Raw genomic sequence first — 19,003 nt, 5'->3', positions numbered from 1 at the left:
AGATGTACGAGGGTGCCATCCAGGATCTGATCGACGAGCTGGGCCGGCTGCCGGGCGTGGGCCCGAAGAGCGCCCAGCGGATCGCGTTCCACGTGCTGTCGGCGGATCCGGCCGACGTGAACCGGCTGGCCGGCGCGCTGCGCAAGGTCAAGGACCTGGTCCGGTTCTGCACCACCTGCTACAACGTGGCCGAGTCGGAGCAGTGCCGGATCTGCCGCGACCCACGGCGCACCGACGAGGTGCTCTGTGTGGTCGAGGAGCCGAAGGACGTGGTGGCGATCGAACGGACCGGCGAGTTCCGGGGGCGCTACCACGTGCTCGGCGGCGCGATCAATCCGCTGGAGGGCATCGGCCCGGACAACCTGCGGATCCGTGAGCTGATGACCCGCCTCGGCGGCGGCGAGGTCCGCGAGCTGATCCTCGCCACCGACCCGAACACCGAGGGCGAGGCGACGGCCACCTATCTGGCGCTGATGGTCAAGCCGATGGGGATCGCGGTGACCCGGCTCGCGAGTGGACTGCCGGTCGGCGGCGACCTGGAGTACGCCGACGAGATCACGCTGGGCCGGGCCTTCGAGGGCCGACGGGCCGTCTGAATCGAGCCGTGCCGCCTCCGGCGGGTGCCCTGCGGGGTGCCCGCCGGACGTGTCTCCGGGCCGGACCGGGATGTCCGTCGATCTGACAGGAACGTGCGTCCGGGACCGGATCGACGTAATAAATTCGGCCTTCTGGCCGACGAAACCTCGGCAGTGTAAGTGATTCTCCTTCGATTCGTATGCCTCGTTGCGGAACAGACACGATTCGATACCAACCCGCCCCCCGCCCGTTTCCGCGCCGTCCACCCGAGGGCTAAGGTCTGCGCACATCGGTGACCCTGTCACCACGTTGTCCGTACCCCCAAGGACGAGGTGAAGCACCATGCGTGCATCCAGGCCGAAGGTCGCAATCGCGGCCGTCGCGGTCGCGGCCCTCGCGGTTGCAGGCTGCGCCGAGAGCGACCGTGAGAGTGGCTCCGGAGATAGCAAGAAGGACACCCTCGTCTTCGGCGTCGCCGGAGACCCGAAGGTGCTCGACCCCAGCTTCGCCAGCGACGGTGAGTCGCTGCGCGTGGCGCGCCAGGTCTTCGAGACCCTGGTCCGTCCGGAGGAGGGCGGCACCAAGGTGACGCCGGGCCTCGCCGAGTCCTGGACGCCGGATGCGGCGGGCACGACCTGGACCTTCAAGCTCCGCTCGGGCGTCAAGTTCCACGACGGCACCGACTTCAACGCCGAGGCCGTCTGCGCCAACTTCGACCGCTGGTACAACGCCAAGGGCCTCATGCAGAGCCCGGACGTGACCGCGTACTGGCAGGACGTCATGGGCGGGTTCGCCAAGAACGAGAACCCGGACCTGCCGCCGAGCCTCTTCAAGTCCTGCACCGCCAAGGACGCCACCACTGTGGATCTGGCGTTCACCCGGGTCTCCAGCAAGATCCCGGCCGCGCTCATGCTGCCGTCGTTCTCGATCCAGAGCCCCAAGGCGATGGAGCAGTACGACGCCAGCAACGTGACCGGCACCGCCGAGGACATCAAGTACCCGGCGTACGCGATGGAGCACCCGACCGGCACCGGCCCGTTCAAGTTCAAGGCGTGGGACGTCGCGAACAAGACGCTCACCATCGAGCGCAACGACGACTACCACGGCGACAAGGCCAAGCTGAAGACCATCATCTTCAAGACGATCTCGGACGAGAACGCCCGCAAGCAGGCGCTCCGCTCGGGTGACATCCAGGGCTACGACCTGGTCGGCCCGGCGGACGTGGAGCCGCTGAAGAAGGAGGGCTTCAACGTCCTCACCCGGCCCGCCTTCAACATCCTCTACCTGGCGATCAACCAGAAGGGGAACCCGAAGCTGGCCGACCTGAAGGTCCGGCAGGCCATCGCGCACGCGCTGAACCGGCAGGCCCTTGTCGACTCGAAGCTGCCCCCGGGCGCCAAGGTCGCGATGAACTTCTTCCCGGACACCGTCGAGGGCTGGAACGGCGACGTCACCAAGTACGACTACGACCCCGCCAAGGCGAAGGCCCTGCTGGCCGAGGCCGGCGCGTCGAACCTGACGCTGAAGTTCCACTACCCGACCGAGGTCACCCGGCCGTACATGCCGAACCCGAAGGACATCTTCGAGCTGCTCTCGGCGGACCTCAAGGCGGTCGGCATCAACGTCCAGGCCATCCCGCTGAAGTGGAGCCCGGACTACCTCAACGCCACCACCTCCGGCAACAAGCACGACCTGCACTTCCTCGGCTGGACCGGTGACTACGGCGACGCGTACAACTTCATCGGCACCTTCTTCGACCGCCCGAAGGACGAGTGGGGCTTCAACAACCCCGCGCTCTTCGCGCAGTTCAAGGACGCCGACACCACCGCCGACGCGGCGGCCCGTACGGAGAAGTACAAGGCACTGAACAAGTCGATCATGGACTTCCTGCCGGGTGTGCCGATCTCGCACTCCCCGCCGGCGATCGTGTTCGGCAAGGACGTGACCGGGATCAAGGCGAGCCCGCTCACCGACGAGCGGTACGCGACCGCAGAGTTCAAGTGATCTGAAGGCACCGTACGCGGGCGGGCGCTGTGACCACAGCGCCCGCCCGCACCCCTCCGCACACCCTCCGAGGCGCCCGTGTTCCGGTTCATCATCAGACGCCTGCTACAGCTGATACCCACGCTGTTCGGGCTCTCCGTCCTGCTGTTCATCTGGCTCCACCGACTTCCCGGCGGGCCCGAGACCGCGATCCTCGGTGAACGGGGCACGCCCGAGACGCGCGCCGCCATCCGGCGCAACCTCGGCCTCGACGAGCCGATCCTGGTCCAGTACGCGCGCTTCCTGCGGCGGATGATCCGGCTCGACCTGGGCACCTCGACCGGTACGAAGCGGGCGGTCACCACGGAGTTCGTGGAACGGTTCCCCGGCACCGTCGAACTGACGATCATGGCCATGATCCTCGCGGTCGGCATCGGCATCCCGCTCGGCTACCTGGCCGCCCGCCGCCGGGGCCGGTTCCTCGACCACGCCTCGGTCGGCGGATCGCTCATCGGCATCTGCATCCCGGTCTTCTTCCTGGCGTACGTGCTCAAGGCGATCTTCGCGGAGAACCTGGGCTGGTTCCCCTCCAGCGGCCGGCAGGACCCGACCATCGGGGCGACCCGGGTCACCAACTTCTTCGTCCTCGACGGGCTCATGACCCGCGAGTGGGACGCCGCCGCCGACGCGCTCTGGCACCTCGTGCTGCCCGGTATCGCGCTCGCCAGCATCCCGCTCGCGATCATCGTCCGGATCACCCGGGCCAGCGTGCTGGAGGTGTTGAACGAGGACTTCGTCCGCACCGCCGAGGCCAAGGGCCTGACCGAACGGACCGTCCGCCGCCGGCACGTGCTGCGTAACGCCATGCTGCCGGTGGCCACCTCGATCGGTCTCCAGACCGGTCTCCTGCTCTCCGGCGCGGTGCTCACCGAGACCGTGTTCGCGTTCAGTGGCATCGGCGCGTTCGTCGCCGAGTCGATCAGCCAGCGCGACTACCCGGTGCTGATGGGCTTCATCATGATCATTGCGGTGGTGTACGTGCTGGTGAATCTCCTGGTCGACCTCTCCTACAGCGTGATCGACCCGAGGGTGAGGGTGCGATGACCATCACCGGAGGAAAGAAGCGCGAGAAGATCGACCGGCTCGCCGAGCTGTCCGCCCGCGACGACGAGCAGGGGGTGAGCCTCTGGAAGGAGGCGTTCCGCCGCCTGCGGCGCAACCCGGCGGCCGTCATCGGCGTGGTCATCCTGGCGGTCTTCGTCCTGGTCGCGGTCATCGGGCCGTTCCTCGTCCCGTACAGCCCGACCGACTCCATCGGCATCCGCGAGGGTCTGGTCAAGTCCGGCCAGGGCATCATCCCGGGTGCCTCCGCCGACCACTGGCTCGGCTTCGACCACCAGGGCCGGGACGAGTTCAGCCGGCTCATCGTCGGGGCCCGGCAGACGCTGCTCGTCGGCGTCGTCTCCACCCTGATCGGCCTCGCGGTCGGCGCGCTGATCGGCGGCGTCGCCGGTGCCGCGGCCGGCCTCGGCGGGCGCTGGGGCCGCTGGATCGACACCACCCTGATGCGCTTCATCGACATGCTGCTGGCCATGCCGAGCCTGCTGCTCGCGGTGAGCATCGCGGCGCTGCTCGGCGCCAGCCTCACCACCGTGATGATCGCCGTCGGTGTGGTGTCGGTGCCGATCTTCGCCCGGCTGCTGCGCGGCTCGATGATCGCGCAGGCCAACAGCGACTACGTGCTGGCCGCGACGTCGCTGGGCGTGAAGCGGTCCAAGATCGCCCTCACCCACGTGGTGCCGAACTCGATCGCCCCGGTCATCGTGCAGGCCACGCTGACGCTGGCCACCGCGATCATCGAGGCGGCCGCGCTGTCCTTCCTCGGTCTCGGCAACCCCGACTCGGCCATCCCGGAGTGGGGCGTCATGCTCGCCGACGCGCAGCCGTACCTGGGCATCCGGCCGGGCCTGGCGATCTATCCGGCGCTCGGCATCATCATCACCGCGCTGGGGTTCACCCTGCTCGGTGAGGCGATGCGCGAGGCCCTCGATCCGAAGCTGCGGAAGTAGGTCGGAAATGGCACTGCTCGAAGTGGACGACCTCTCCGTCACGTTCGCCCGTCGTGGGCAGCGCACCGTGCACGCGGTGGACGGGGTGTCCTTCTCGGTCGACGCCGGCGAGGTGGTCGGCCTGGTCGGCGAGTCCGGCTGCGGCAAGAGCGTCACGTCGCTGGCGATCATGGGCCTGCTGCCCAAGCAGCCGGGCCTGCGCGTGGGCGGCAAGGCCGTCTTCGACGGCACCGACCTGCTCCAGCTCGACGACCGGTCGCGCCGCGACATCCGCGGCCGGGACGTGGCGATGATCTTCCAGGACCCACTGTCCTCGCTGAACCCGGTCATCCCGATCGGGCTCCAGGTGACCGAGGTGCTGGCCCGGCACCGGGGCATGAAGGGCGAGGCGGCCACCAAGGAGGCGGCCGCCCTGCTCGACCGGGTGGGCATCCCGGACCCGCGGCGCCGGCTCAAGGAATACCCGCACCAGCTCTCCGGTGGCATGCGGCAGCGGGCGCTGATCGCCATGGCTGTCGCCTGCCAGCCCCGACTGCTGATCGCCGACGAGCCGACCACCGCGCTCGACGTCACCATCCAGGCGCAGATCCTGGAGCTGCTGAAGGACCTGGTCCGGGACTCCGGCACCGCACTGGTGATGATCACCCACGACCTGGGCGTGGTCGCCGGCATGTGCGACACCATCAACGTGCTCTACGCCGGCCGGGTGGTGGAGACGGCCACCCGCCGTCCGCTGTTCCGCCAGCCCCGGCATCCGTACACCGAGGGGTTGCTCGGTTCGGTGCCGCGCCTGGACGCCGGCCGCGGTGAACGGCTCAACCCCATCCCCGGCTCGGTGCGCGACGTGCTGCCCTGGCCGGACGGCTGCGCGTTCGCCCCGCGCTGCGCCCGCCGCGTCGACGCCTGCGTGGGCGAGCCGCCGGAGCTGGTGATCACCCACGACGCCCGCAGCTACCGCTGCGTCAACCCGGTGCCGGTTCCCGGCCTGACCCCGGAGGCGGACGCCCGCGCGACCGCGCCGACGACCACCGAACCGGGTGCGGTGCCGGCCCAGGCCGAACCGGCCGACCCGCCCGCCGTGCCCGGCTTCGGACCGGCTCCGCGCGAGGAGGAGACCCCATGAGCGACAACGACATCCTCGTCGAGGTCCGCGACCTGAAGGTGCACTTCCCGATCCGCCGGGGTGTGCTCTTCGACCGGACCGTCGGGCACGTCAAGGCGGTCGACGGGGTCGACCTGAGCATTCCGCGCGGCAAGACGTACGGGCTGGTGGGCGAGTCGGGCTGCGGCAAGTCCACGCTGGGCCGGGCGCTGCTCCAGCTCAACCCGCCGACCAGCGGCGAGGTGAAGTTCGACGGCGTCGAGCTGACCACGCTCCCGGCCGGCAAGCTGCGCGCGATGCGCCGCCGGATGCAGATGATCTTCCAGGATCCGATGTCCAGCCTGGACCCCCGGCAGAACGTCGAGTCGATCCTGACCGAGGGCCTCCAGACCCACGGCATCGGCGCCAACCGGGACGACCGGCGGCGGATCATCGGCGAGACGCTCGACGCGGTGGGCCTGCCCAAGTGGGCGCTGTCCCGCTACCCGCACGAGTTCTCCGGCGGCCAGCGCCAGCGCATCGGTATCGCGCGCGCCCTGGTGCTCGGCCCGGAGCTGATCGTCGCCGACGAGCCGGTCTCCGCGCTGGACGTGTCGATCCAGGCGCAGGTGGTCAACCTGCTCGACGAACTCCAGGACAGCCTCGGCCTGACCTACCTGGTCATCGCGCACGACCTGGCCGTGGTGCGGCACATCTCCGACATCGTCGGCGTGATGTACCTGGGCGCGCTGGTGGAGGAGGCGCCGAGCGACCGGCTCTACACCGAGCCGATGCACCCGTACACCAGGGCGCTGATGTCGGCGGTGCCGGTGCCGGACCCGGACGTGGAGGACCGGCGTGAGCGTATCCTGCTCGCCGGTGACCTGCCCTCGCCGGCGAACCCGCCGTCGGGCTGCCGGTTCCACACCCGCTGCCCGTGGGCGCAGCCGACCCGCTGCGCCGACGAGCGGCCGGAACTGCGCCAGATCGGCGCCAGCCGGGTGGCCTGCCACTGGGCCGAGCAGATCGCCGCCGGCGAGCTGCGCCCGCACGAGGTGACCGCGAAGATCACCCGGCCGGAGGGCGAGGGCGAGGAGCCGGGCGTGGTCTCCGCGCCGAGCGAGCCCGGCTCGTACGTCTGACACGACGAAGCGCGTCCCCACCCGACCCGGGTTGGGGACGCGCTTGTCCGTCGGTCAGCCCTCGGGGCGGTTGAGCAGGCCCACCGCGATCGTGTGCACGGCGTCCAGCGCGGCCGGGTCGGCCAGCGGCGCGGAACCGCCGGTGACCGCGTACCACTCGTCGGCGTCCTTGTACTGCACCCGCAACGTCACCCGGCCGTCGGCGTGCTCGGTGCGCAGCGTCAACTCGCCGGTCACCACGCCCACCTCGTCCGTCATGACCCCGCCCGGACCGGCGGTGATGTCGGTGCTGCGGTCCGACGGACCGGCCGGCGCGCCCCCGGCCGGAGCACCCGGCACCGCGTCGGCGGTCATGCCCGCCCCGGCCACGTCGGCGGACGCCGGCTGCCGGCCGTCCGCCGTCATCCCGGCCGAGGCCGGACCGGCGGGTGCGGACTCCGGGGCCGGTGCGCCGCCTGCCGCCGGGGCCGGTGTGGCGTCCGGCCCGGTCACGGTTTGCTCGCCCATGTGCAGCCCTCCAGCATGTCGGTGAGAGCGGCCTTCTCGGCACTTGTCACAGTCAGCCGCCAGTAGTGCTTGACCGTCACCCAGTCCGCCGCGTACTGACACCAGGACGACCGGTTCGGCGGCTTCCACTGGGACGGATCCTGGTCACCCTTTGCCCGGTTGGACCGCGCCGAAACCGCGATGAGCTGCGGCCGGGTCAGGTCGTTGGCGAAGTCGCCGCGCTTCGAGTCGTCCCACTCGTCCGCACCCGACCGCCACGCGGCGGCCAGCGGCACGGTGTGGTCGATGTCCACGTCCGACGGATCGTTGAGCACCACACCGTCGTAGACGCTCTCCCACCGGCCGCCCACCACGTTGCAGCCGGACAGCTTGATGCCCTCGCCGTCGCGTTGCAGCACGCTGTCGCGTACGTCGCAGTTCTTGCCGGTGCCGCGCCAGTGCGGGAAGCGGGAACGGCTGTAGCCCTTCATCGACCCGGCCGTGGCCACTGTGAGCTCACCGAGCTGCTTGTTGACGTTCCCGGCGGCGCTCGGTGGCGCCTCCGGCTCGGTGACCGACACGTCGCAGCCGGCCACGCCGAGGGCGAGCACCGCGCTCAGCGCGGCCGCCAGCCCGGCTCGGGCTCCTGATCTCGTACGCACAGACGACACCTCTCCAGCTTGCGTGCTCCGGGCGAGTCCGCACAGTACCCGGCGGCGGTTTCCGCGATTCGTGGCGTCGAGGATGGGCGGCGGGCAGAGTGGTGAGACGTGACCGCACCCGCTCCCGCGCTGCGTACCGGCTCCGCCGCCGGACGCGGCACACTGCTCGCCGCGATCCTCGCCTCCGGCATGGTGTTCCTCGACAGCACCGTGGTGAACGTCGCGTTGCCGCGCCTCGGCGCCGAACTCGACGCCACAGTCGCCGGTCTGCAGTGGACCGTGAACGGCTACCTGCTCATGCTCGCCGCGTTCGTGCTGCTCGGCGGCGCGCTCGGCGACCGGTTCGGCCGGCGGCGCGTCTTCCTGCTCGGCGTGGTCTGGTTCGCGGTCGCGTCGGTGCTCTGCGGGCTGGCCCAGGACACCGGCTGGCTCGTCGCCGCCCGCTTCCTCCAGGGGGCGGGCGGCGCGCTGCTCACCCCCGGCTCGCTGTCCGTGCTCCAGGCCAGCTTCCACCCGGACGACAGGGGCCGCGCCATCGGCACCTGGTCCGGACTGTCCGGGGTGTCCACCGCGCTCGGCCCGCTGCTCGGCGGATGGCTCATCGACGCGCTCTCCTGGCGGTGGATCTTCTTCGTCAACCTGCCGCTCGCAGTCGGCGTGGTGCTCGCCGCGCTGCGCTGGGTACCGGAGAGCCGGGACGAGGAGGCGTCGCGTACCGGGGAGGGGCGTCGGTTCGACGTGGCCGGTGCGCTGCTCGGCGCGCTCGCGCTCGGCGGCGTCACGTACGCGCTGATCGACGCGCCGGCGCGCGGCCTGGACTCCCCGGCGGTGCTGGTCGCGGCGGTGCTCGGGGTGGTCGCCGTGGTGGTGTTCGTGCTGGTCGAGCGGCGGCGCGGTGACACCGCGATGCTGCCCACCGGGCTGTTCTCCAGCCGGCTGTTCTCGGTGCTGAACGTCTTCACCGTGGTGGTGTACGCGGCGCTCGGCGGGTTCACCTTCTTCCTCGCCGTCTACCTGCAGAACGTGGTCGGCTGGTCGGCGCTGCTCACCGGCCTGGCCACGGTGCCGATGACGGTGCTGCTGCTGGTCGGTTCGCCGCGCGCCGGCGCGCTGTCGGCCCGCATCGGCCCCCGGCTGCCGCTCACCGTCGGCCCGGTGATCGCCGCCGTGGGCCTGCTGCTGTTGCGGCGGGTGGGGCCGGGTGCGTCGTACTGGGTGGACGTGCTGCCGGGCGTGGCGCTGTTCGGCGCCGGGCTCACGCTCGTGGTGGCGCCGCTGACCACGTCGGTGCTCGGCGCCGTCTCGGACCGGTTCGCCGGGGTGGCGAGCGGCTTCAACAACGCCGCCTCCCGGGCCGGTGGCCTGCTCGCGGTGGCCGCGTTGCCGCTGCTGGTGGGGCTGTCGGGCACCGGGTACGAGCAGAAGGGCGCGCTCGCCGACGCGTACCGGGGGGCGCTGGCGTGGTGCGCGGGGCTGCTGCTCGCCGGCGCGGTGCTCGCCGCCGTGCTGATTCACCGCCCGCCGAAGCAGCGCGGGGGCCCGGCCTGAAGCCGGGCCCCCGCGTCGCCGGAATCAGGCGCGGGTGCGGTTCACCGCGCTCGTGACCGCCTTGATCGAGGCGGTGACGATGTTGGCGTCCACCCCGACGCCCCACACCGTACGGCCGTCCACCTCGCACTCGACGTACGCGGCGGCCTGCGCGTCCCCACCGGAGGACAGCGCGTGCTCGTGGTAGTCGAGCACCCGTACCGCCACGCCCAGGGACTGCAACGCGTTGACGTACGCGTCGATCGGGCCGTTGCCGACGGCGGTGAGCGCGCGGGTCTCGCCGCCGAAGCCGACGCGGGCGTCGATCTCGACCTTGCCGTCGACGGTGCCGATGGTGTAGTCGGCCAGCTTCACGGCCGGGTCGACCTGGTGGTCGACCAGGTAGTTGCGGGCGAAGATCTCCCACATGGCGCCCGGCTCGACCTCGCCACCGTCGTGGTCGGTGACCTGCTGCACCACGCCGGAGAACTCGATCTGGAGGCGGCGGGGCAGGTCGAGCTGGTGCTCGGTCTTCATGATGTACGCGACGCCGCCCTTGCCGGACTGCGAGTTGACCCGGATGACCGCCTCGTAGGTGCGGCCCAGGTCCTTCGGGTCGATCGGCAGGTAGGGGACGGCCCAGGTGAAGTCGTCGACCGGCACCCCGGCCGCCGTCGCGTCGGCGTTCAGCGCGGCGAAGCCCTTGTTGATCGCGTCCTGGTGCGAGCCGGAGAACGCGGTGTAGACCAGGTCGCCCGCGTACGGGTGGCGCTCGTGCACCGGCAGCTGGTTGCAGTACTCGACGGCGCGCTTGATCTCGTCGATGTTCGAGAAGTCGATCATCGGGTCGATGCCCTGGGAGAACATGTTCAGGCCCAGCGTCACCAGGTCGACGTTGCCGGTGCGCTCGCCGTTGCCGAACAGGCAGCCCTCGATCCGGTCGGCGCCGGCCAGCAGGCCCAGCTCGGCGGCCGCCACGCCGGTGCCCCGGTCGTTGTGCGGGTGCAGGCTCAGCACCAGGCTGTCCCGCCGGGGCAGGCGCCGGTGCATCCACTCGATCGAGTCGGCGTAGACGTTCGGCATCGCCATCTCGACGGTGGCCGGCAGGTTGATGATCAGCTTCCGGTCCGGCGTCGGGTCGATCACGTCGATGACCGCCGAGCAGACCTCCAGCGCGTACTCCAGCTCGGTGCCCGTGTACGACTCCGGCGAGTACTCGTAGTGGATGTCGGTGTCCGGGGTGTGGATCTCCGCGTACTTCTGGCACAGCCGCGCGCCCTGCGTGGCGATGTCGGTGATGCCGTCGCGGTCCAGACCGAAGACCACCCGGCGCTGCAGCGTCGAGGTGGAGTTGTAGAAGTGCACGATGGCCCGGCGGGCGCCGCGCAGCGACTCGAAGGTCCGCTCGATCAGGTGCTCCCGGCACTGGGTCAGCACCTGGATGGTGACGTCCTCGGGAATCAGGTCCTGCTCGATCAGCTGCCGTACGAAGTCGTAGTCGGTCTGGCTCGCCGACGGGAAGCCGACCTCGATCTCCTTGTAGCCCATCTGCACCAGCAGCTGGAACATCCGGCGCTTGCGCTCGGGCGACATCGGGTCGATCAGGGCCTGGTTGCCGTCGCGGAGGTCGACTGCGCACCAGCGGGGCGCGGCCTCGACGCGGCGGGTCGGCCAGGCGCGGTCCGGCAGGTCGACGCCGAACTCACGGTCGTACGGAACGTAGCGGTGGACCGGCATCCGGCTGGGGCGCTGGCGGGCGAACGGATCGGTCTCGGTGACAGGTTGAGCCATCTCGGAGTGCTCCCTGGAACATGTGGCGTCAGCAGATCGGAAAGGTGTCGGCGAGTTGCCGGGCGACGGTGCGCGGCGGTGCCGAGAAGAAGATCGGATGTGCTGGACGGCGCGTTTCTACTCCGCGACGAGGTGCCGGCCGGTCAGGCCTCGTCGCGGCAGCCAAGGAGAAGGTACGCGCGCCACATGACAAGGTCACCCTACGTGGTGGGACGGGCGGTGGGAAGGCTGGTCCGGACTATGGGACCAGAGTCACGGAGTCGGAGGGCTTCGCCACGCCCGGTAGCCGAGGCGTCAGTTCCGCCCGGGTCACCGCGGGCACGATCGCCAGTCCGACCAGGATGAAGATCGCCGCGGCCGGGTACCAGCCCCAGCCGCCGGTGCTCACGCCGAGCGCGGTCAGCCCGGCCGGAGCGATCAGGAACTGCAACTGGGAGCCGAGCCCGAACGCGCCGACGTACGCGCCGCGCTGGGCGGCGGGCGGTAGCGTGGCGGTGAGTCCCCAGGCGCCCGCCGACTCGATCAGCTCCGCCAGGATGAGCAGCGTCGCGGCGGCCACCAGCGCGACCACGGTGAGCGCTCCCCGGGTCGCGCCGGAAATCGGCAGGACCAGGCAGAACAGGGCGATCAGAACCGCGCCCCGACGGGACGCCCGGGCCGCGCCCGCCGCGTCGTCCGCGCCCCGGCTGGCGCGTACCTGGAACAGCACGATCAGCACGGTGTTGAGCAGCACCAGCGCGGCGATGATCGTCTTCGGCGCGTCGGTGTGGGTGAGGATCCACAGCGGCATCACCGTCAGGTAGAGCGTCTGGTGCGCGGTGAGCAGCCCGGAGAGCAGCGCGACGGTCATGAACGGCCGGTCCCGCAGCACCGCCAGCCGGCTCATCGGCTCGGCCGTGCGGGTCACCTCCGGCAGCCGGGGCAGCCGGCGGACGAAACCGGCGGTCACCAGGAAGACCGCGGCGATGAACCAGACCATCCCGCGGTACGCCCAGATCGTGTCGACGGCCAGCACCAGGCCGCTGATCAGCGCGCCGATCCCGAAGCCGACGTTCAGCGAGGAGCGCTGGTAGGCCATCGCGGTGACCCGTTCCTCCGGGCGCAGCACGTTTATCGAGTAGCCCTGGCGGGCCACGCCGGTCGCCGCGCCCGTCACGGCCAGCGCGATCACCACCGCGAGGAACCCGGCGAAGCCGCCGACGAACGGGTACGCCGCGAACAGCGCCGCGTCCAGCAACAGGCAGACGATCCACACCCGCTGCGGCCCGTACCGGTCGGTGAGCCCGCCCAGCGGCACGGTGCCGAGCAGGGACGCGCCGGCGGCGAGGGAGAGGCCGAGACCCACCTGGGCCGGACTCAGCCCGAGCGCCCGGGTGAAGAAGACGGCGCTGCCCGCCTGGAACAGTCCGGTGCCGACGGCGTAGACCATCGCCTGCACGGCCAGGACGCGGGTCAGCCCGGCCGGCGGTACGACGTCGCGGACGGCGGTGCGGATGCTCTCTCTGGCTCCCATGACCGATGAGCAGATCGTGCCCCCCACGTGCCGGTCGAGCCTTTTAGGCTGAGCCGAATCGGGGGGTGCGCATGTCCGAGTTGCGGTTCACGCCGGCCGACGTCGCGGGCGTCCGGTTCGGTTTGTCGCCGGCCAACGAGACGGTCATGAGCATGTGGGCGCTCGCCGCTCCGGCCCGCTATCCGGTGCACCTGCCGTGGATCGACCGGGCCCGGGCGACGCTGCGCCGCCCGGAGGTGGCCGAGCGCGTCGCTCCGCTGGTGCATCTCACCCTGCCGCGCCGCTGGCTGCCCGACTTCCTCACCCCGGCGGCCCGCCCGGGGGTGGAGATGGACGGCCAGCTCGACCAGATCGCCGCGACGCCGCCCGACGTGGTGGTCCGGGACCTGCTGGCGACCACGCCGAGCGGGCCGCTGCGCCCGTTCGGGCGGGCGTTGCTCGCCGACCCGGCCGAGCTGTTGCCGCGGCTCGTCGAGGCGATGCGGGTCTGGTACGACGAGGCGATCGCCCCGGACTGGCCGCGGATGCGGGCGGTGCTCGACGCCGACGTCGCGTATCGAGCGGCCCAGCTCGCCGAGGGCGGGACGGGGAAGCTGTTCGAGCGGCTCCACCCCGACCTGCGGTGGCTCGGCGACCGGGTGGTCAGCGACGACCCGTTCGAGCGGGACTTCGACCTGCGGGGGCGAGGGCTGGCGTTGAACCCGAGCGTGTTCAGCCGCCAGCGGGTGCTGTGGAACCTGCTGGAGGACTCGTTGCCCGCCGCGGCGTACCCGGTGCGGGCGGTCGGGACGCTGTGGGAACGCGGACCTGAACCGGCCGGCGACGCGCTCGCCCGGGTGGTCGGCGGCGGCCGGGCCGCCCTGCTGAACCTGCTCGACGCGGCGACGACCACCACGGACCTCGCCCGGCTCACCGGGCTGTCCGCCGGGAACGTGTCCCAGCACCTCTCCGCGCTGCACGCCGCCGGTCTGGTCACCCGGTCCCGGGCCGGGCGGCACGTGCTCTACCGCAACAGCGAGGTGGGTGCCGCGTTGCTCCGCGCGGCGCGGGGCTGCTGAGCGGGACGCGTCAGGGCGTGCCGGGGCTCGGGGCGTCCCGGCTGACCGGCTCGCCGTCGGTCACCGCGCCGGCCAGCTCGACGGTGCCCGGCGCGGCGCCGGGCTCGCCGGTCAGCGTCAGCGTGCCGAACCCGGCCCGTACCGCCGCCGGTGTGCCGTCCTCCCGGAAGCAGTAGATACCCACGTCGAGCGGCGCGTTCAGCGACGCCGAGGTGCTGTCGACCGTGTAGCACGGGCCGCCGGTGCCGGGCAGCGGCTCGGCGGGGGAGACCGCGAGCGGCGCGCGCCTGTCGGTCAGCACCTCCAGCCAGTCGGTGAACGGGTGCTGTACCCGGGGGTCGAGCCGGCGCGGCACGGCGTCGTCGGCGTCGCCGAGGCGCACGCAGGTCGCCGCCTGGGTCCAGCCGGCCGAGGGCAGCGCGCACTGGAACAGCCCGTCCAAGGTGCCGGCGAGCGAGACGTCCACCGTGCCGGCGTGTCCCCAGCCGGGCACGTCGACCCGCCAGCTGCCGTCGTTGGCGCTGGTGAAGGCAACCGTGCGGGGCGTGCCCTCGGCGGGGGTGAACGCGTACGTGGCGGTGAGGTGGCGGTCCTGCGCCGCGGCGGCCAGCCCGGCCAGTTCCTCGCGGGCGGCGTCGACCTGCACCGGGACCGGGTCGGCGGTGCCGGTGGGCGCCGCCTCGGGGTTGCCGCCGTCGCAGGCGGCCAGCAGTACCGGCAGGGTGAGCGCGAGCACGCCGGTCAGGCGGGCCGCACGTCGATGAGCGTGCACCGGCTCATTCTGCGTCGTGGGGAGGGTCCAGGTCAGCCCACCGTACGGCTGTACCGCTTGGCGTGTCGCGTCCTTCCGGGCTGGTGAGCCGCCCCACGCCGGGGCCGGATGGTGGGATCACCCGACCCGGCGTCGCGGGCCGCCCGATAGGCTGAGGCGGTCTGACACGCGCCGCCGGACCGAGAGCGCCGGCGGCGTCGGCACGCTCAGGGTCGTCGCTGGGAGGGAGTGCACCGTCGTGGCACTCGTGGTGCAGAAGTACGGCGGGTCCTCCGTCGCCAACGCCGAGCGGATCAAGCGGGTGGCCGAGCGCATCGTGGCCGCGCGCAAGGCCGGCGACGACGTGGTGGTGGTGGTGTCCGCCATGGGTGACACCACCGACGAGCTGCTCGACCTGGCCAACCAGGTCAGCCCGCTGCCGCCGGGCCGCGAGCTGGACATGCTGCTCACCGCCGGGGAGCGGATCTCCATGGCGCTGCTCGCCATGGCCATCCACAACCTGGGGTACGAAGCCCGCTCGTTCACCGGTTCCCAGGCCGGCGTGATCACCACCTCGGTGCACGGCCGGGCCCGGATCATCGACGTGACCCCGGGGCGGCTCAAGGGCGCGCTGGACGAGGGCGCGGTGGTCATCGTCGCCGGTTTCCAGGGCGTCTCGCAGGACACCAAGGACGTGACCACGCTCGGGCGGGGCGGCTCGGACACCACCGCAGTGGCGCTCGCCGCCGCGCTGGAGGCGGACGTCTGCGAGATCTACACCGACGTGGACGGCATCTTCAGCGCCGACCCGCGCATCGTGCCGAACGCCCGGCACATCAAGCAGATCACCTACGAGGAGATGCTGGAGCTGGCCGCCTGCGGCGCGAAGGTGCTGCATCTGCGCAGCGTCGAGTACGCGCGGCGCGCGGGCTTGCCGATCCACGTCCGTTCGTCATACTCGACCAACACCGGCACGATGGTCACCGGATCGATGGAGGACCTTCCTGTGGAACAGGCACTGATCACCGGGGTCGCCCACGACCGCAGCGAAGCGAAGATCACGATCGTCGGCGTGCCCGACGAGCCGGGCGCCGCCGCGTCGATCTTCGACACCGTGGCCGGCGCGGAGATCAACATCGACATGATCGTGCAGAACGTGTCCACCGAGGGCACCGGCCGCACGGACATCTCGTTCACGCTGCCCAAGGCCGACGGCCCGACCGCGATGACCGCACTCAGCAAGATTCAGGAGTCGGTCAAGTTCAAGGGCCTGCTGTACGACGACCACGTCGGCAAGGTGTCCCTCATCGGCGCGGGCATGCGCTCGCACCCGGGCGTGGCGGCCGGCTTCTTCGCCGCCCTCGGCGCGGCCGGCGTCAACATCGAGATGATCTCCACTTCGGAGATCCGGGTCTCCGTGGTCTGCCGCGACACCGACCTGGACAAGGCGGTCCGCGCCATCCACGACGCCTTCGAGCTGGGTGGTGACACCGAAGCCGTCGTCTACGCCGGCACCGGGCGGTAACGCGCCGTGGCGTCGCTGCCCACCCTCGCCGTGGTCGGGGCGACAGGTGCCGTCGGTACGGTGATGTGCCAGATCCTCTCCTCCCGGCGCAACGTGTGGGGCGAGATCCGGCTGCTCGCCTCCGAGCGGTCGGCCGGCCGGCGCATGCAGTGCCGGGGCGAGGAACTGACCGTCCAGGCGCTCACCGCCGACGCGCTCGACGGCGTCGACGTGGCGATGTTCGACGTGCCGGACGACGTCTCCGCGCAGTGGGCCCCGGTCGCCGCCGCGCGCGGCGCGGTGGTGGTGGACAACTCCGGCGCGTTCCGGATGGACCGCGACGTCCCGCTCGTGGTCCCCGAGATCAACCCCGAGCAGGTACGCAACCGGCCCAAGGGGATCATCGCCAACGCCAACTGCACCACGCTGGCGATGATCGTGGCGGTCGCGCCGCTGCACCGCGAGTACGGCCTGCGCGAGCTGGTGCTCGCGTCGTACCAGGCGGTCTCCGGGGCGGGTCAGGCCGGTGTGGACGCGCTGCACCTCCAGCTCGGCAAGATCGCCGGCGATCGGGTGCTCGGTTCCCGGGCCGGTGACGTGCGACAGGCGGTCGGTGACGAGCTGGGTCCGTTCCCGGCGCCGCTGGCGCTCAACGTCGTCCCGTGGGCGGGCTCGCTGGCAGACGGCGGCTGGTCGTCGGAGGAGATGAAGCTGCGCAACGAGTCGCGCAAGATCCTCGGGCTGCCCGACCTCAAGGTGTCCGCCACCTGCGTACGGGTACCGGTGGTGACCGGTCACTCGGTCGCCGTGCACGCGGTCTTCGCCACCGAGGTGGACGCCGAGGGTGCCCGCGAGGTGCTGCGCAACGCGCCGGGCGTGATCCTGGTCGACGACCCGGCGGCCGGGGAGTTCCCGATGCCGATCGACGCGGTCGGCACCGACCCGTCGTGGGTGGGCCGCATCCGCCGAGCGGTCGACGACCCGAGAGCCCTCGACCTGTTCGTGACAGGCGACAACCTCCGCAAGGGCGCCGCCCTCAACACCGCCCAGATAGCCGAACTCCTGGCCAAGGACCTGACCCGCCCATAAAGCCCCGCCCCCGCCCCCGCCCCCGCCCCCGCCCCCGCCCCGCGCCTCCGCGCCGCGCCCGCCCAGAGCCCGTCGATCATGAAGTTGACGGCAATCACCGCCCGATTTGTCACCGCCAACTCCATGATCGACGGCTGGGAGAGGGGGGAGGCGGGGAGAGGGCGGGGTGGGTCAGGCGGCGGAGAGGTGGACTCCGTCTCGGCCGTGGCGCTTCACCGCGTAGAGGGCCTGGTCGGCTCGGTGCAGGGTGCGCTCGGGGGACTCGCCGGGTCGCGGCAGGGCGACGCCGACGCTGATCGTCCGGCCGGTACGGCGGGCCGCCTCGGTGAGCCGTTCGGCGATCCGGACCGCCTCCTCCGGGCGGCTCACCTCGATCACCGCCACGAACTCGTCGCCGCCGGTCCGGTACAGCTCGTCGCCCTGGCGCAACGCGCCCTCGAGGGCCCGGGCCAGCCCCACCAGCAGCCGGTCGCCGGCCTGGTGGCCGTACGTGTCGTTGACGTCCTTGAACCCGTCCACGTCGATCGCCAGCAGCGCGGTACGCCCCGGCGTCGCGGTGGCGATCCGCTGCCCGAACGGGCCGGTGTGCCGCAGGCCGGTGAGCGGGTCCGAGCTGGCCTGCTCGCGCAGCCGGGCGAGCGTACGCAGCCGGTCCAGGCAGGTCCACGCCTGCCCGGCGAGCAGCTCGATCAGGTTGACAGTGGTCGGGTCGGGTCGCAGGCGCTGCTCGTCGGCCACGAGCAGCACCCCACCGGAGGCCGGTGTGCCGACCGGCACCGCCACCAGCGTGCGCGCGCCGGCCCGGGTCAGCGGCAGGTACTCGTCGGTGGGCGGGTGGCCCGCCTCGCCCAGCGTGTACGCCGAGCCGTACCGGTGGGCCCGGTCGATCATGCGGTCCAGCGCTACCGGTCCGGCCTCGTCCAGCTCGGCCCGGATCCGTGCCTCCAGGTCGCCCGGGGTGCCGGTGGGCGCGCCGAGGTGCGGGCCGCGCCGGCCGGTGAGCACCAGCACGGCGGCGGAGAGCGCCGACACGTCCCGGGCCGCGGCGAGCGCGGCGGTCATCAGGTCCCAGTCGGTCGGCGCGGCGGTGAACGCGGCGGCGTGCCGGAGCAGCTTCTCGCTGCGGCTCTCGGCCGGCGGCCCGCCGAGCGCGGCGATCCGCCCGCCGAGGCGGTCGGCCACCAGTTCTGCTGTCTCCCGCCACGCCGCGAGCACGACCGGCTCGCTCCACTGGAGGTCGAGCACCCCGATCGGACGGCCGTCCGGGTCGCGTACCGGCACGCAGAGTTCGGCGGTGACGTCCGGGCGGACCTCGAGGTAGTCGGGGTCGGCGCCGACGTCGGGCACGGCGGCGGTGATCCCGGAGGCGTAGACCCGCCGCACCACAGAGGGTTCGGGCCGGTGGCGGCCCGGCGGGGCGCCGTCGGCGGTGGCCGGCACGTGCGAGAAGACCTGCCAGGCACCGGTCGCGGCGACGCAGCGCAGACGGTCGTGGACGCGCAGCAGGACGGTGGCGGTCGCCGGGGTGTGCCGGGCGAGCGCGGCGACGGTCCACTGGCACGCCTCCGGGACGGTCGACGCCGTGGGGAGGCGCACCGTGACGTCGCGGAGGACTCGCTCGTGGTCCACGTCGTTCCTGCTCGGAGGGGGTCGGGTCGCGATCAAGCGTACTCAGCGCAACCGCCACCGACCTTCGTACACATGTGCTATCCACAGGCTGTGGACGCAGCCTGTGGGCAGAATCGGGCCTGCGCGGGGAGGCCGCGCGGCG

At 71.9% G+C, this 19,003-nt stretch carries 16 protein-coding genes; 10 read left to right on the top strand and 6 right to left on the bottom strand.

The annotated features are described in order from the left end of the window. Positions 1-2: 2 nt before the first annotated feature. From recR to O7546_RS27555, 6 genes are all read left to right on the top strand, one after another. Positions 3-596 (top strand): recombination mediator RecR, encoded by a 594-nt coding sequence (gene recR, locus O7546_RS27580; protein WP_013289050.1) that lies wholly within the window; start codon positions 3-5, stop codon positions 594-596. Between the two features lie 322 nt (positions 597-918). Further along, positions 919-2,580 (top strand): ABC transporter substrate-binding protein, encoded by a 1,662-nt coding sequence (locus O7546_RS27575; RefSeq protein ID WP_194803308.1) that lies wholly within the window; start codon positions 919-921, stop codon positions 2,578-2,580. Positions 2,581-2,658: 78 nt separating this feature from the next. Then, positions 2,659-3,663 (top strand): ABC transporter permease, encoded by a 1,005-nt coding sequence (locus O7546_RS27570; protein WP_194803309.1) that lies wholly within the window; start codon positions 2,659-2,661, stop codon positions 3,661-3,663. Next, positions 3,660-4,628 carry an ABC transporter permease gene (locus O7546_RS27565; RefSeq protein ID WP_194803310.1) on the top strand — a complete coding sequence of 323 codons (969 nt, stop codon included), beginning with the start codon at positions 3,660-3,662 and terminating at the stop codon, positions 4,626-4,628. The genes O7546_RS27570 and O7546_RS27565 overlap by 4 nt, the downstream gene beginning before the upstream one ends. Positions 4,629-4,635: 7 nt before the next feature. Then, entirely contained in the window at positions 4,636-5,751 is a 1,116-nt protein-coding gene (locus O7546_RS27560; protein ID WP_194803311.1) for an ABC transporter ATP-binding protein, read from the top strand. Next, the gene (locus O7546_RS27555) at positions 5,748-6,851 is read left to right on the top strand and encodes an oligopeptide/dipeptide ABC transporter ATP-binding protein (RefSeq protein ID WP_194803312.1); all 1,104 of its coding nucleotides are present in this window, start codon (positions 5,748-5,750) and stop codon (positions 6,849-6,851) included. The genes O7546_RS27560 and O7546_RS27555 overlap by 4 nt, the downstream gene beginning before the upstream one ends. Before the next feature lie 54 nt (positions 6,852-6,905). Here O7546_RS27555 and O7546_RS27550 read toward each other — a convergent pair whose 3' ends face one another. Further along, positions 6,906-7,358 (bottom strand): hypothetical protein, encoded by a 453-nt coding sequence (locus O7546_RS27550; RefSeq protein ID WP_194803313.1) that lies wholly within the window; start codon positions 7,356-7,358, stop codon positions 6,906-6,908. Next, the gene (locus tag O7546_RS27545) at positions 7,340-7,999 is read right to left on the bottom strand and encodes an HNH endonuclease family protein (RefSeq protein WP_013474959.1); all 660 of its coding nucleotides are present in this window, start codon (positions 7,997-7,999) and stop codon (positions 7,340-7,342) included. The genes O7546_RS27550 and O7546_RS27545 overlap by 19 nt, the downstream gene beginning before the upstream one ends. Before the next feature lie 108 nt (positions 8,000-8,107). Between O7546_RS27545 and O7546_RS27540 the strand changes: the two genes are divergently transcribed. Beyond that, entirely contained in the window at positions 8,108-9,547 is a 1,440-nt protein-coding gene (locus tag O7546_RS27540; RefSeq protein ID WP_194803314.1) for an MFS transporter, read from the top strand. 24 nt (positions 9,548-9,571) lie between these two features. Here the strand turns inward: O7546_RS27540 and leuA are convergent, their stop codons facing one another. Then, positions 9,572-11,317, bottom strand: coding sequence for a 2-isopropylmalate synthase (gene leuA, locus O7546_RS27535; protein ID WP_194803315.1), 1,746 nt, complete (start codon positions 11,315-11,317; stop codon positions 9,572-9,574). A 238-nt stretch (positions 11,318-11,555) separates the two neighbouring features. Further along, positions 11,556-12,830: an MFS transporter gene (locus O7546_RS27530; RefSeq protein WP_281600208.1), complete on the bottom strand. Its 1,275-nt coding sequence runs from the start codon at positions 12,828-12,830 to the stop codon at positions 11,556-11,558. Positions 12,831-12,901: 71 nt separating this feature from the next. Between O7546_RS27530 and O7546_RS27525 the strand changes: the two genes are divergently transcribed. Further along, the gene (locus O7546_RS27525) at positions 12,902-13,888 is read left to right on the top strand and encodes a DUF5937 family protein (RefSeq protein WP_281600207.1); all 987 of its coding nucleotides are present in this window, start codon (positions 12,902-12,904) and stop codon (positions 13,886-13,888) included. 10 nt (positions 13,889-13,898) lie between these two features. Here O7546_RS27525 and O7546_RS27520 read toward each other — a convergent pair whose 3' ends face one another. Continuing rightward, positions 13,899-14,660, bottom strand: coding sequence for a hypothetical protein (locus O7546_RS27520; protein ID WP_281600206.1), 762 nt, complete (start codon positions 14,658-14,660; stop codon positions 13,899-13,901). A 238-nt stretch (positions 14,661-14,898) separates the two neighbouring features. On the opposite strand from O7546_RS27520, the gene O7546_RS27515 reads away from it, so the two are divergent. Continuing rightward, positions 14,899-16,164 (top strand): aspartate kinase, encoded by a 1,266-nt coding sequence (locus O7546_RS27515; RefSeq protein ID WP_135242401.1) that lies wholly within the window; start codon positions 14,899-14,901, stop codon positions 16,162-16,164. Positions 16,165-16,170: 6 nt separating this feature from the next. After that, positions 16,171-17,232 (top strand): aspartate-semialdehyde dehydrogenase, encoded by a 1,062-nt coding sequence (locus O7546_RS27510; protein WP_194803318.1) that lies wholly within the window; start codon positions 16,171-16,173, stop codon positions 17,230-17,232. 171 nt (positions 17,233-17,403) lie between these two features. Here the strand turns inward: O7546_RS27510 and O7546_RS27505 are convergent, their stop codons facing one another. Then, positions 17,404-18,861 carry a diguanylate cyclase gene (locus tag O7546_RS27505; protein ID WP_281600205.1) on the bottom strand — a complete coding sequence of 486 codons (1,458 nt, stop codon included), beginning with the start codon at positions 18,859-18,861 and terminating at the stop codon, positions 17,404-17,406. Positions 18,862-19,003 lie beyond the last annotated feature (142 nt).

This window comes from Micromonospora sp. WMMA1976, from assembly GCF_027497335.1.
Classification (GTDB): domain Bacteria; phylum Actinomycetota; class Actinomycetes; order Mycobacteriales; family Micromonosporaceae; genus Micromonospora; species Micromonospora aurantiaca.
Note: the sequence above shows the minus strand (reverse complement) of the source record. Positions and strands in the feature narration are given on the sequence as shown.